Source organism: uncultured Arcanobacterium sp. (assembly GCF_947253055.1).
Classification (GTDB): domain Bacteria; phylum Actinomycetota; class Actinomycetes; order Actinomycetales; family Actinomycetaceae; genus Arcanobacterium_A.
Genome location: NZ_CAMXYE010000041.1, coordinates 1 through 13,154 on the forward strand (window position 1 = coordinate 1; position 13,154 = coordinate 13,154).

Here is a 13,154-nt window from a genome sequence, read left to right on the forward strand (position 1 = left end):
ACTCCTAAGTCGGTGCGTCCCGTCAGCTTAGTGGGGAAAGTATAGGTAATCATATTCGAAGCAAACTCCACCGTGCGCTCTTCCCACTGCCGTTCCACTTCCGCAAAATATTTTTCTACATACGGCACGAGCAGCTCCGCATCTCCGGCAGTAAAGCCGAGGCAGAGGGAGCGTTGCTGGGCATTAGGAATTTTCCCAGCCAGCAATTCTTCCCAAGCGCGCGCTTTCGCTTCCGGAGTAGCTAAAGCAGCGCGCGCTTCTGCCGCTGCACTAGCTCCAGCTGCCGTATTATCGCGCTCTTGCAATTCCTGCTGGATATCAGCTTCGGTGATTCGCTGCGCAGCTGCTAAACGCTGCCATATTTCCCACCGCAGTGCCGCATCTATCTCTAATCCATTCGGCACCTTTTCTCCCTGCAACCAGCCGGCAAAATAATCTAAATCAGCAGCGCTGTGGGCGAGAATAATGGCGGTGCGCGCCAGCTGTAATTGCCGATCCGAGCCGGGAGCTGCACCCTGTAAAATATCTTGCAATTTTGCCGCCACTCTTTGCTGCAGCTCTTCGCGCTGTTGCGGTGGAGAATAGAGATTAGTGGCCGTCACCAGCTGGCTTAAGGTGTAGCGCAGCACTGTGCCGTGCGCCTCCGTCTCCAAGGCGCGCAAAGCAAAATCTGCATAATCGGCGGCATTCATAAGCCCATCGCGGCATAAATCCCAGACATTAAAAAGAATAAGAGCCCGCGTCAGCTGTAACTCGGGTGGGAAAGCGTTAATGTGCTCTTTTATATGCGTCAAAGATTCTTCATCTAAACGCACTTTGGCATAAGCTAAATCGCCGTCATTAATCAGCAAGACATCGGGGCGCGAAATCCCACCGAACTCCGGCACTACGGTGCGCGCACCGGAAATATCGAGAGTAGTGAAAGCTACCTGCCGGTATACTCCATTTTCTAGATCGTAGCCACCCACGGCAATTCGATGTGGCCGCAAAGAAGCATGTTTATCTTTTTCCTGGCAAATTGCGAACTCATCGATTCTTCCGGCCGTTTCGGTTATTTGCGGAGAGAGAGTATTGATTCCCGCCTCTTGGAGCCAGAGCCGAGCCCACTGCTGTAAATCGCGGCCAGAGGCTGCCTCTAGTTCCGTGAGTAAATCTTGCAAAGTGGCATTTCCCCACGCTTTTTTCGCCAGATACTGCCGCACGCCACTAATAAAAGCCTCTTCTCCTACGTAGGCTACTAGCTGCTGGAATACGGAGGCGCCTTTCCCGTAGGTGATACCGTCAAAGTTCACCAGCACATCTTCTAAATCGCGAATATCGGCGGCAATAGGATGCGTAGAAGGAAGTTGATCTTGCCGGCGGGCCCAAGATTTCTCCGAGGCTTGGAAAGTGACCCATGCATCCTGCCAGCGAGTCGCGCGCGCCGTGGCCACATGGCTCATATATTCGGCAAAAGATTCATTCAGCCAGAGATCGTCCCACCACTCCATGGTGACTAAATCGCCGAACCACATATGAGCGAGTTCATGCAAAATAGTGATTGCCCGCCGCTCCACCAAGGCAGCTGTCGGCTTAGATTGGAATACGTAGTCGTCGAGTATGGTGACGCAGCCCGGATGCTCCATCGCGCCCATATTGTATTCGGGCACGAAAATTTGATCGTATTTTCGGAATGGATACGGCTGGGCAAAATACTCTTCGTAAAATGGCATTCCTTGCTTGGTAATTTCCAGTACCTCTGCGCCGTCTAAATACTTTTGCAGCGATTTACGTGCATATACTCCGAGAGGGATTTCGCGGCCATCGGGAGCGGTATAGGTGCCTTGCACTCCCGCATAAGGGCCGGCAATTATGCAGGTAAGGTAGGAAGAGATGGGTTCGGTGGGAGAAAATTCCCAGCGCGCTAGGCCATCTGCTACCGGTTGAGGCTCCGGAGTGGGGGAGACGGAAAATACCTGCCAGTGCGCGGGAGCGAGCACGGAAAAAGTGAAACGCGCTTTTAGGTTGGGTTGCTCAAATACGGCAAACATCCGCCGCGAATCGGGAGCTTCGAATTGTGAGTAGAGATAAACTTCGCCATCTGCTGGATCGACGGCGCGGTGTAAGCCTTCGCCGGTGTGGGAGTATAAGCAGGTAGCTTCCACAATTAAGGTGTTCTCTGCCGCTATCTCTGCCAGTTCGATTCGGGAATCTTGAAAAGAGCTAGGAGAAATAGCGGTGCCGTTCAGCTCAATTTTTTCTACTGACTGGGCTATTAAGTCTACGAAAGTGGCCGCGCCGGCTTCCCCGGAAAAATCAATAGTAGTGCGGGAGCGGAAAGTAGTGGAATCACGTAAATCCAACTCCACCCGGTAGCTATGAGTCTGTACTATTTCTGCGCGGTGGGCAGCTTCCAAGCGCGTCAAATTTTCTCCGGGCAAAATTCTTCCTTTCCACAGATGGCTAATGCCATAGCGGCATCTAATTTCCTCTTTTACTCTAGCTTCTTTTCCGCGCCGAGAAAAAGTATGGCGGCATGTATAGGATTGAGATGTAGCTTGTGCCGGCGGGAAGCCGATGATCTGTGCACAAAGCGACCGCGGAGTAACTGGGGTAAAAGCAGTGCGGGCGAGCTGCCCGAGCTGCCCGAGCAATACTGGCAGATAGCGGTAATGAAAATAAATAAAAGTTAGAGAGAAAGGCAGAAAATGGCGAGTTTAGATGCAGGAGAAAAAGTAGATTTTTGGTTCGACCCTTCTTGCCCGTGGACGTGGATCACCTCCCGTTGGATCACCGAAGTAGCTACGGAGCTCTCTCTTTCTCTCACGATGCACGCCTTTTCACTCTGCCACCTCAATAGAGATAAAGATATACCGCAAAGCTACCGGGAGCATCTAGAATCAGCTCGGCTCGGAGCAGAAGTGGCTGCCGGAGTGGAAAAACTGGCGCCAGCGCGCCTAGCAGATTTCTATACTGCGCTCGGCAACCGGCATTTTGGGGAGGAAGCTCCGAAAGACGCCGCCACTGCCCGCGCCGCGCTCCAAGAGTGCGGCCTGCCGGAAGAAATAGTGGAGAGAGCCGCTGCCGGAGAATTCACGGATTATTTGGCAGTTAGCACAGAAAAAGCGCTCGCCTTAGTAGGGGAAGACGTAGGAGTGCCGATAATTGCCACGGCCGGGGTGGCTTTCTTTGGGCCAGTCATTTCTCCCGCTCCGCATGGGGCGGCTGCAATTAAACTCTGGGAAGGAGCGCTGGCGCTGGCAGAAACTCCGGGATTCTTTGAGTTAAAGCGCTCCCGCACCACAGGGCCAATTTTTTCCTAGTAGTAATAAGGAATAGTAGATAGCGAGCCATAAAAGGAAAGATAGGTAGCGAGCCGCAGAAAATGGTAAATAGCGAAACCTAAATAGTGAATCTCAAAAAGAGCTGCTAAATAAAAGCTACGGGCTTTTTACCTGCTACCAGATCTGTACTCGCTCCTGCGGTGGCAGATAGAGTTCATCGCCTTCCTGTACATCGAAAGCCTCCACAAAAGCATCGATATTCTTCACTACTCCGTTGCACCGGAACTCTGCTGGCGCATGTGGATCAGTGGCGATTCGCTGTACCATCAGCTCATCCCGCCGTTTTTCCTGCCAAGCACGCGCATAGGAAAGGAAAACGCGTTGTAAGCCGGAGTAGCCTTTTTCTAGCGGGCTCTCCGCAGTTCCCGCATATCCGGCTCGCCGCAGAGCAATATCGTAGGCGCGCAAAGCAATCCCTAGACCACCTAAATCGCCGATATTTTCTCCTAGAGTGAGTTCTCCATTTACGTGATGCGGAGAATCAGCGGGAAATTGCGCCGGCACGTAGGAGTTATATTGCTTCACCAGTGCGCCGGTACGTTTCTCAAATTCTGCTCGGTCGCGCTCGCTCCACCAGTTATGCAGCCGCCCGCTGCCGTCGTACTTCGAGCCTTGGTCGTCGAAACCATGTCCGATTTCATGGCCAATAACTGCCCCGATACCGCCGTAGTTCCACGCCGGATCTGCATCTGGAGAGAAGAAAGGCGGCTGTAAAATAGCAGCTGGAAATACTATCTCGTTAGCGAGCGGGTTGTAGTAGGCATTCACCGTCTGCGGATGCATAAGCCACTCGTCTCTATCTACCGGTTTCCCTAATTTCCCTACCTCATAAGCAGTGAAAAACTTATTAGCTTGCCGTATATTCTCCACCAAATCGCCGGAGGTAATACGCAGCTGTTGGTAATCTTTCCACTTTTCGGGATAACCGATTTTAGTTACGAAACTATCGAGTTTTTGGAGCGCTTTCTGGCGAGTATCCTCTCCCATCCACTCCAAATTTTGAATCGAAGCGCGGTAGGCGGCCAATAAATCGGCTACCAGCTGCTCCATCTGCGCTTTGGCGGTGGGAGGGAAATGGCGAGCTACATACTCTTTCCCAATCGCTTCGCCGAGAACACCGTCCACCAAATCTATGCCGCGCTTCCAGCGGGGGCGCATTTCTTCTTTACCGGCCAGCACCTTCCCATAAAAATTAAACTGTGCCTCCACTAGGGCAGCAGAGAGATACGGCGCGCGCGCCAAGATGGTCTGCCAGATTAGGTATTCCTGCAGTGTATCGAGAGTCGTATCTTGCCAAAGTTGCGCAAAGCCTTGGAGAGCTCCCGGAGTATATACCAGTAATTTCGGGGCGTTTTGGGCAGTGATTCCACAAAGTTCCAGCGCATCTTCCCAATTAAATCCGGGGGTGGCACTCTGAAATTCTTCCCAAGTCAATACGTTATTAGTTTGCTCCGCATCGCGCAGTTTTACTACGTCGTAGTGATAGGAGGCGAGTGCAGTTTCAAAATCGAGAATACGTTGGGCGGCATCGGTAGCGGCTTCAGCGCTGATTCCGGTGCCTAAGGCATAAAGCTGGGGGAGAAATTCTTTATAGGCCTGCAAAATAGGAGCGTAGGCGGCATCTCGATAGAAAGATTCATCCGGGAGGCCGAGCCCATCTTGGCTGATCCACACGATATAAGCATCTGGCTGGTTGCGATCGGCGTCTACCGTGCAGCTGAAAGGCACCGATACTCCGCTCTCTAGGAGTTGGCCGGCAGTGATTCCTAAATCATCTTTATCTTTCGCAGCGCGGATGAGCGCTAAATCTTTTTCGAGAGGCCGTATGCCCTGCTCTTCGATCTGGGCTTCGTCCATAAAAGAAGCGTATAGATCTGCCACTTTTTGCTCGCTGCTGTGGCGGGGATTTGCGGTAAAACTTTCGACGATTTCTCGCACTTGCGTCAAGGATTCTTCCCGAAGATCGATAAAGGCGCCGGCGGCTGCTTGATCAGCCGGTATAGAAGTACTTTCTAGCCATTTTCCGTTTACAAATTCAAAAAGGTCATCTTGCGGGCGAATACGAGTATCTAACTCGGAAATTACTTTAGCTCCGTAATTTTCACTGTCTTTAATCGTCATAGAGGCTATTCTACCTTGATTTACTGGGCGGTTCCGCTTCAGGGTAGGGAAAAATTAGCTAGAATAGAAGTATGAGAGTACATATTGCAAGTGACCATGCAGGTTTCGAATTAAAAAGTCATTTAGTCGCCCACCTTCAGGAAGCCGGATACGAAGTAGAAGATCACGGCTACCATGAATACGATAAATTGGATGCTTATCCGCCGGTATGCTTTGCCTGTGCTGAAGCAGTAGCAAAAGATCCGGGTTCTTTAGGGATAGTCATCGGAGGATCTGGAAACGGCGAACAGATGGCAGCCAATAAAGTAAAAGGCATCCGTGCCGCTCTAGCTTGGAACGAAGCTACTGCCGAATTAGCGCGGGAGCACAATAATGCCAATGTGATATCGCTGGGTGCGCGTCAGCATGATCTAGCGGAAGCTACTAAGCTGGTGGATATTTTCCTCTCCACCTCTTATGATCCCGCTTCGCGCCACCAATCGCGTATCGATATGCTCAGTGAATACGAAGAAAAGCACTGAGTAGTATCTAAAAGAATTAAATAAACACAAAGGGCAGGAGCTTCCGGATGGGAGCCCCTGCCCTGCTATTTAGGAATTATTTAGTGGATTGGCGCGCACGGATATACACCGGCGTCAGCAGGTTCTGATTGCTTAAACTAGTAATTTCTTAAATCAATAATTTTAAATCAGTCGCTGACGGCCGGGTCGATATGCGGTTGCTTATTTTTCGCTGGTCGGTTTCGCGCCGGAATTCCCACTGCTACCTGGCAGCTCGGCACGTCTTTCACTACTACCGCATTAGCTCCGATTTGTACGTCGTCTCCAATCGTAATAGGGCCGAGTACTTTTGCTCCGGCGCCAATCATTACGCGATTACCGACGGTGGGGTGGCGTTTGCCTTTGCGCATAGAAATACCGCCGAGGGTGGTGCCGTGGAAAATAGTCACGTCTTCTCCTACCTCAGCAGTTTCTCCGATTACCACTCCCATTCCGTGATCAATAAAAAGTCTCCGGCCAAGCTGCGCACCTGGATGGATTTCAATTCCGGTAATAGCGCGCGTCAGCTGCGATATTATACGTGCCGGCAACTTTAGGAGTGGCGATTTATTCCACATCCGATGGCAGAGCCGGTAAGCCCAGACGGCGTGCACCCCCGGGTAGGCGAGTGCCACTTCGAGGGTATTGCGGGCAGCTGGATCATTATCAACTGCTGCTTGGAGATCTTCTTTTAGCTGCTTAAAGAAAGTGAGGTGCTCTATCTTTTTCTGCATCCTTAATCATCCAATCCCGCGAATAAATCGGTGGATACGTAGCGTTCGCCGAAATCAGGAATAATTACGGCGATATTCTTCCCAGCGTATTCGGGGCGTTCAGCTATTTTGAGTGCTGCCCAGAGTGCAGCTCCGCCCGAGATTCCCGCCAGTATCCCTTCTTGGTGGGCAGCTTGCCGAGCTGTAACTAAAGCGTCGTCAAATTCTACCGGCAGCACTTCGTCATAAATATCTCTATCGAGTATTTCCGGCACGAAATTAGCGCCCAGCCCTTGTATCTTATGAGATCCGGCATGGCCCGTGGAAAGGAGAGGAGAATCGGCGGGTTCTACCGCCACAATATGTATTTGTGGATTCTGGGATTTTAGATACTTGCCACTTCCGCTGAGAGTACCTCCGGTGCCTACGCCAGCCACCAACACATCTACTTTTCCAGATAAATCATTCCAAATCTCTGGGCCGGTAGTGCGGGCATGGGCGGCGGGATTGGCAGGATTGGCAAACTGGGAAGCGAGAATAGCTCCAGGCAGCGCAGCGGCAATCTCTTTCGCTTTATCTACTGCGCCCTGCATTCCCGCTGCCGGTTCGGTGAGCACTAATTCGGCTCCGAATCCACGTAATAAAATGCGCCGTTCTTTAGACATCGAAGCCGGCATAGTAAGAATTACTTTGTAGCCGCGCGCTGCGCCCACCCAAGCGAGTGCAATACCAGTATTTCCAGAGGTAGCTTCGACGATAGTGCCGCCGGGAGCCAGTGCTCCCGATTTCTCTGCTTCCTCCACGATAGCCACACCTACTCGGTCTTTTACCGAGTTAGCCGGGTTGTAGAATTCTAATTTTGCAAATACGTGGCCACCTTTATCTGCCGCCAGTCGGTGGAGCTGCAGCAGGGGAGTACCTCCAGTTATCTCGGTAAGGGAATGATATAAAGTCATAGGTTTTCTCTTTTCTTAAATTGAGGTTTTGTATATAAGCGGCTCAATTTTTATACATAGATTTATATTTCTATTTCGCAGTTTTATCTAGAAGTTTATCTAGGAGCCGCTTTGAGCTGTTAGGAGCTACTTTTAAGCTATTTACGAGCGCCAAGCATGCCAAAGGCACAAAACTAGAGCCCAGCGCCCTTGCGACAGGTACAGCAGAAAAAGGAGGCAGAGAGAGCTATTAAATGCATATTATTTCCTCCTCCTGCTCAGTAGTTAATACAGAATTATAGGCGCTTTTATAATTACATAGCTTCCTCGGCGGCACAAATGTGGCAAATGTGGCAAATCTTGCTAGCGGCACTACGCAATAAATTTTACTAGCACCTGCACACGCTGTGGGTGTAATGCTCTCAGCGGAGCAGAGTAGCGAATCTCAGTGGGGAAGAGTAGCTAGGAAATGACTCCGGCGGATACTTCTCTATAGGCCATTTTCTGGAATTTGACTTCTATTTCTGCGCCGCGCAGCTCCCCTAGATAGGCGGCAGCTTCGCTGCAATCATCGGCGAGAAAAGTAATTACCACTTTTTCTGATTGATAATCGAGAGCAGTGATTTCATATTTACTGCGGCGCAATCCTGCTTCTATGCGCCCGGCTGCCTCTAGGGGTAGCGAAACTTCCAACTGCTGGAAAATTTGCTCTTTCCAGATTTGCGCTCCGTGGAGTGCCTGGGTTGGAGCCTCGGTATAAGCGCGCACCAACCCGCCGGTGCCGAGCAGAGTGCCACCGAAATACCGCACCACCACTATTGCAGTATCGGTGAGCCGGCGGGTATTTATCACCTCTAAAATTGGTTTCCCGGCGGTGCCGGAGGGTTCGCCGTCGTCAGAGGAATTAGTGATATCTTGCGCGCCGCGCATGGAAATACGGTAGGCGCTGCAGTGGTGGCGCGCATCGGGGAATTCTTGGCGCATCTCTGCTACGAAATCACGCGCAGCAGCTACGCTTTCTACGCGGCGCACTACGGCTATAAACCGCGACTTTTTCACGCTAATTTCGCTGCGCAATTCCACATCAGGGGTTAGACGATAAATCTCCACCTTTCTATTTTTACCGAAAACTCCGTGTTTCTCAGCACAAAGTGAAAACTGTTATGAGAAAAAGAGGTGCTATCTGTTAAAGTTATGCTCTGTACGAAAGATAATCGCCTAGAGAGCGATATCGCTTACTAAATAAGAGAAAGAGCAAGGAGCGGAATCATGGCAGTTCCAAAACGTAAGATGTCACGCAGCAATACCCGCTCTCGTCGTTCCCAGTGGAAGGCCAAGCTTACCGAGTTGCAGCCGGTCCGTGCCATGGGTGGCAGCGAGGTGCGCATCCCACGTCGCCTAGCAAAGGCGGCGCAGAAAGGCCTGCTCGATTTAGATTAAAATCAGCAGCTAAAAATTTTCAGAGTGGCTCCGCCGAATAGGTGGGACCACTCTTTATTTTTATAAGGAAACGGGAAAGGATCTCGAAATGACACAAGCAACCGGGCAAGCAATAGCCATGATCATTTATTTCGTAATGATGGTACTAATTGGCTTGTGGGCCTACACTCGCACTAAGGATTTAGATGACTATATGATTGGTGGGCGCGGCTTGAATCCATTAGTGGCGGCGCTCTCGGCGGCAGCTTCGGATATGTCGGGGTGGCTGCTCATGGGATTGCCAGGTGCGCTCTACGTTTCAGGAATCATCGAGGGCTGGATCGCAGTAGGTTTGACCATTGGTTCGTGGCTAAATTGGAAAATCGTAGCTCCGCGGCTGCGCTCTTACAGTGAAATAGCGAAGAATTCTATTACGGTGCCCTCTTTTCTGGGAAATCGGCTGCACGATCCCACGCATGCGGTGCGTATTGCCGCCGGACTCATCATTTTCATTTTCTTCACCTTTTATGTATCTTCCGGAATGGTAGCCGGCGGCACTTTCTTTGAGACGGCTTTTGGTCTCGATTACCACCTCGGTATGACTATCGTGGCGAGCGTAGTAATTCTTTATACGCTCGTGGGAGGATTCTTAGCGGTATCGTGGACGGATATGGTGCAAGGCTTGATGATGGTAGCGGCTTTAGTAGCAGTTCCCATAGCCGGAATCTTCGCCGTAGGGGGGCTAGGAAAACTGGCAGCTGGCGTCAACGCCGTGAATCCGGGATTCCTCTCTCCGGTAGGAGGATCGCTAAGTCTTGCCACTTTCATAAGTATTATTTCTGCTCTCGCCTGGGGGTTAGGATACTTTGGGCAGCCGCACATCATTGTGCGTTTTATGGCTTTGCGCAGCCCTCGAGAAGCTAAACAAGCGCGGCGAATTGGGCTGGGCTGGATGATTTTTTCGGTATGTGGTGCCGGCGGCACTGCGCTAGTGGGTATCGCCATGAACTACTACGGTCTCATATCGGTCGGCTCGGAGCAGCGCGAATCTATATTTATTGTTTCTGGGCAGCGGCTATTTCCGGTATTCATTGCCGGCTTCATGCTCGCAGCTATTCTGGCGGCGATTATGTCTACCATCTCTTCGCAACTGCTCGTCACTTCCTCTGCCGTAGTAGAAGATATTCTCAACGCCAAAGGGGAGCGCAACGCGGCAGCCAGTATAAATTGGGGGCGGACGGCCGTGCTGCTCTGTGCCCTACTAGCTGCGGTATTCGCTTGGTTCCGCACCGATTCTATTTTGAATCTAGTGGCTTTTGCTTGGGCAGGCTTCGGGGCGACTTTCGGCCCCATGGTATTGCTGGCGCTCTATTGGCGTAAACTCACCTGGCAGGGCACACTCTGTGGAATGCTCACCGGGGCAGTGACGGTAGGAATCTGGGGTACCTATAAGTGGTTTGGGCTCTACGAAATTTTGCCGGGATTTTTATTAGCCTTGCTGGTGGCGTACCTAGTTTCTCGTCTTACCCATCAAGTGAACGGCGAAATAGAAGCGGAGTTTACGAAAGCGCTACAGCTCAGTACTGCTAATGCCCAGGAGATGGCCGCTCAGAGTACTCTCGCGAGTGCCGCGCCGAATGAGAGGCAAAATAGCTGACAAAAAACTGAGGGGGTAGGCAGTGCAAATCCACGAGCGTGAATTTGCACTGCCTACCCCAGTTAATTGCTGTAGCTAATGCCGCGCTTTACGTAACTATTTATTCTCTACAATCGCTACGAAACGATCGATATAGTCTTGCACGAAGGCGCGCGTCTTTTCGTTATTGAATTTACCTTGCTCATCTAGTAATTCCGGAGATTTTCCTAGGAACACTTCAGGCTGCCCCGGGAGCACCATATTGAAATAACTGAGTGCGAGCCGTAAATTCTTCTGTGCGCTATAGCCGCCCATCTTCCCTACGGAATGGCTAATAATTCCGGCCGGCAGATCTTTCCAAGCCACATCAGCATTCGGCTTCGATCCGATATCTACTGCATTCTTTAGGCAGGCAGGTATGCAGCGGTTATTCTCCGGAGTTACGAAGAGTACCCCATCTACGCTCTTAATTTTTTCCCGGAATTCGGTATATACCTCTGGCAGTGGCTTTTCCGCTACTTGCGGATCGTCGTAATCGAAATCGTAAAGCGGCAAATCGCGAATCTCCACTATCTCTGCTTCGTAATCAGCGGGAAACATCTCTAGAGTTTGCAAAGCAATTTTTCGGGCATAGGAGCCACCTCGCAAACTTCCCACTAGTACGGCAATTTTCTTCGCCATATTTCTTTTTCCTTTCTTTCGTATTTATTTAAGTATAGCGGGCAGAAAAGCGGGGTGCAGACTAAAAATCTGCACCCCGCTCCTAATAATTCAGCTTTTATGCTACTTAAGTAGCTGCATCACAAGATGTACCGGATTGTGGTCGGTAGATTTGAATCCTTTATCTAAAGTCTCCACTTTCTTGACCTTTATATTATCCGATACGAGGAAGCCGTCTATTACATAGTACTGATGAGTTTCTTTATCAGAATTTACATACGGCTTATCGAGCGAGCGGCAGGTGGGGCGAGAATAATCGGTAAGTACCTGCAGATTCTTGGCGTCAGCCGGAATTTCTAATTTACCAGGTACCCAGAGATCTTTATTGACGGGGAATTTACCGTTGCCTTCGGGGAAAAGCTGGTTGAAATCTCCCCCGGCAATCACGTAGTTACCTTTGGCAGTTTCATCTGCAAAAATCTGCATGAGTTCCCGAGTCTGAGCGGCTTTTCCAGCGCCGTCGTCATAGGCCTCTAAATGTAGATTGATTGCCACTAATTCTTTATCGCTGCCGGCGATAGGAATCCGGTTTATGAGTAGCGCGCGCTTCAAATTGAAAATCCGCTCCGGCCACTTGAAAGGAATCGGAAGCTGTACGCGGGTAGCATCTTCCACCTTGTAGTTCGAAAGGGTGAGCAGCCCCGAATGTACTCTGCCAATCGGTGGCTTCGGATAAGGCAGATACTTCACCTTAAAGTTGGGGGCAAAGCTCGAAGTAGCTTGCGGATTATCGGCTGCTAATTTCGCCGTCTCATCTATACCGTAGCTGCGCTTCGAATCGACATCTACCTCTTGGAAGAAAGCTAAATCCGGAGCTACTTTTTTCACTTCGGCGCTGATATCCGCGATATTCTGCTCCACTCTTTCTTTCGAAGCAGTTTGCACCATCTTGCCGCCGTCCATAAAGAAATCGGCGTTATCTCCGAGCGCTCCATAGCCGAGATTCCAAGTGAGCACACTTAGCTCGCCACTAGCGGGAAGCTCTTTTTCCGCATGTGCATTAAGAGCCACCGGTTCGATATGCGCGGGCTTGTATTCAGTGGTAATAAAATAAGCTGCTACTCCAATAATGAGTGCTAGCAAGGCAGCCAGCAGCAGCCCGAGATATTTAAATATTCGCCGCAGCAGATGTGGGCGCGCTTTAACGCCGGCATCTTTTTCTAGACTATGGGCGGGCACGATATTGCTCCATTCTTTCGATTATTTTTATTTCTTTTTGTATATTTGTGAAAAAATAAGGTGAACTTTTCGTTTCTTTAGACTCAGATACGGATTCGTTCTTCGCTGGTTTTTATCGCTACCAGTGAGCGACGTTTTATTACCAGTGGGCGATGTGGTTCTCGGCCATTCCGGGAATTCCTTGCACTTCCTCTCCGAGGAGCATGCCGGAATAGCTCCCTAAAGGGGCGCGATAGTAGCTGCTGAGAGCGCTAATTCCGACGTCGCCGGCGCGCATTCCTTCTGGGGTGAAAGTTAAATCCACCGCGCCATCGTCAGTATGAATATGCCACGGGCGCAGCGGGTTATCGCTATCGAAATCAAAACTGGTATGCCCTACGTAGAAGAGCTCGCCATCTTTCCAGATGCCGTTTTCGCTGTACTCGTAGTCGTTGTGGCCAGCCACTAAGTTTATTCCCCATACGGGGCCGGTGCCGTTGGCACTTCGCCCGGCTGCGCTGGCCCAGCGCCACCGCGTTTCCCGCCCGAGCAGGCCGTGAGCTGTCTCTTATACACATCTCCGAGCCCAC

Annotated in this window: 12 protein-coding genes; 4 read left to right on the forward strand and 8 right to left on the reverse strand. The window is 50.8% G+C overall.

Annotation, left to right across the window (positions count from 1 at the left end):
• A partial coding sequence (gene pepN, locus Q0X35_RS03875; protein ID WP_297565664.1) for an aminopeptidase N occupies nt 1–2,633 on the reverse strand: 2,633 nt, incomplete at its 3' end.
• A gap of 54 nt (nt 2,634–2,687) precedes the next feature.
• On the opposite strand from pepN, the gene Q0X35_RS03880 reads away from it, so the two are divergent.
• The gene (locus Q0X35_RS03880) at nt 2,688–3,302 is read left to right on the forward strand and encodes a disulfide bond formation protein DsbA (RefSeq protein ID WP_297565667.1); all 615 of its coding nucleotides are present in this window, start codon (nt 2,688–2,690) and stop codon (nt 3,300–3,302) included.
• Between the two features lie 135 nt (nt 3,303–3,437).
• Here the strand turns inward: Q0X35_RS03880 and Q0X35_RS03885 are convergent, their stop codons facing one another.
• Complete coding sequence (locus tag Q0X35_RS03885; RefSeq protein WP_297565669.1) at nt 3,438–5,444, reverse strand: M13 family metallopeptidase; 2,007 nt, start codon at nt 5,442–5,444, stop codon at nt 3,438–3,440.
• Between the two features lie 71 nt (nt 5,445–5,515).
• Between Q0X35_RS03885 and Q0X35_RS03890 the strand changes: the two genes are divergently transcribed.
• On the forward strand, nt 5,516–5,965 hold the full coding sequence (locus Q0X35_RS03890) for a ribose-5-phosphate isomerase (protein WP_073996106.1): 450 nt from the start codon (nt 5,516–5,518) through the stop codon (nt 5,963–5,965).
• Nucleotides 5,966–6,132: 167 nt separating this feature from the next.
• Here Q0X35_RS03890 and epsC read toward each other — a convergent pair whose 3' ends face one another.
• From epsC to Q0X35_RS03905, 3 genes are all read right to left on the reverse strand, one after another.
• Complete coding sequence (epsC, locus tag Q0X35_RS03895) at nt 6,133–6,717, reverse strand: serine O-acetyltransferase EpsC (RefSeq protein ID WP_297565673.1); 585 nt, start codon at nt 6,715–6,717, stop codon at nt 6,133–6,135.
• 2 nt (nt 6,718–6,719) lie between these two features.
• The gene (gene cysK / locus Q0X35_RS03900) at nt 6,720–7,652 is read right to left on the reverse strand and encodes a cysteine synthase A (RefSeq protein ID WP_297565676.1); all 933 of its coding nucleotides are present in this window, start codon (nt 7,650–7,652) and stop codon (nt 6,720–6,722) included.
• 441 nt (nt 7,653–8,093) lie between these two features.
• Nucleotides 8,094–8,741 (reverse strand): YigZ family protein, encoded by a 648-nt coding sequence (locus Q0X35_RS03905; RefSeq protein ID WP_297565679.1) that lies wholly within the window; start codon nt 8,739–8,741, stop codon nt 8,094–8,096.
• Between the two features lie 159 nt (nt 8,742–8,900).
• Between Q0X35_RS03905 and rpmF the strand changes: the two genes are divergently transcribed.
• Both rpmF and putP read left to right on the forward strand, forming a co-directional pair.
• The gene (rpmF, locus tag Q0X35_RS03910) at nt 8,901–9,071 is read left to right on the forward strand and encodes a 50S ribosomal protein L32 (protein WP_073996110.1); all 171 of its coding nucleotides are present in this window, start codon (nt 8,901–8,903) and stop codon (nt 9,069–9,071) included.
• A gap of 88 nt (nt 9,072–9,159) precedes the next feature.
• Entirely contained in the window at nt 9,160–10,707 is a 1,548-nt protein-coding gene (gene putP / locus Q0X35_RS03915; protein WP_297565684.1) for a sodium/proline symporter PutP, read from the forward strand.
• A 96-nt stretch (nt 10,708–10,803) separates the two neighbouring features.
• Here putP and Q0X35_RS03920 read toward each other — a convergent pair whose 3' ends face one another.
• The 3 genes from Q0X35_RS03920 to Q0X35_RS03930 form a co-directional block, all read right to left on the reverse strand.
• Nucleotides 10,804–11,367: an NADPH-dependent FMN reductase gene (locus Q0X35_RS03920; protein WP_297565687.1), complete on the reverse strand. Its 564-nt coding sequence runs from the start codon at nt 11,365–11,367 to the stop codon at nt 10,804–10,806.
• Nucleotides 11,368–11,469: 102 nt separating this feature from the next.
• Nucleotides 11,470–12,585 (reverse strand): endonuclease/exonuclease/phosphatase family protein, encoded by a 1,116-nt coding sequence (locus Q0X35_RS03925; protein WP_297565698.1) that lies wholly within the window; start codon nt 12,583–12,585, stop codon nt 11,470–11,472.
• 139 nt (nt 12,586–12,724) lie between these two features.
• On the reverse strand, nt 12,725–13,117 hold the full coding sequence (locus tag Q0X35_RS03930; protein ID WP_297565701.1) for a DUF2804 domain-containing protein: 393 nt from the start codon (nt 13,115–13,117) through the stop codon (nt 12,725–12,727).
• Nucleotides 13,118–13,154: the final 37 nt, after the last annotated feature.

Excerpts from the sequence above, each read along its gene's own strand:
- Q0X35_RS03880 (WP_297565667.1), top strand. The coding sequence starts at position 2,688 with ATGGCGAGTTTAGATGCAGGAGAAAAAGTAGATTTTTGGTTCGACCCT.
- Q0X35_RS03885 (WP_297565669.1), bottom strand. The coding sequence starts at position 5,444 with ATGACGATTAAAGACAGTGAAAATTACGGAGCTAAAGTAATTTCCGAG.
- Q0X35_RS03890 (WP_073996106.1), top strand. The coding sequence starts at position 5,516 with ATGAGAGTACATATTGCAAGTGACCATGCAGGTTTCGAATTAAAAAGT.
- epsC (WP_297565673.1), bottom strand. The coding sequence starts at position 6,717 with ATGCAGAAAAAGATAGAGCACCTCACTTTCTTTAAGCAGCTAAAAGAA.
- cysK (WP_297565676.1), bottom strand. The coding sequence starts at position 7,652 with ATGACTTTATATCATTCCCTTACCGAGATAACTGGAGGTACTCCCCTG.
- rpmF (WP_073996110.1), top strand. The coding sequence starts at position 8,901 with ATGGCAGTTCCAAAACGTAAGATGTCACGCAGCAATACCCGCTCTCGT.
- putP (WP_297565684.1), top strand. The coding sequence starts at position 9,160 with ATGACACAAGCAACCGGGCAAGCAATAGCCATGATCATTTATTTCGTA.
- Q0X35_RS03920 (WP_297565687.1), bottom strand. The coding sequence starts at position 11,367 with ATGGCGAAGAAAATTGCCGTACTAGTGGGAAGTTTGCGAGGTGGCTCC.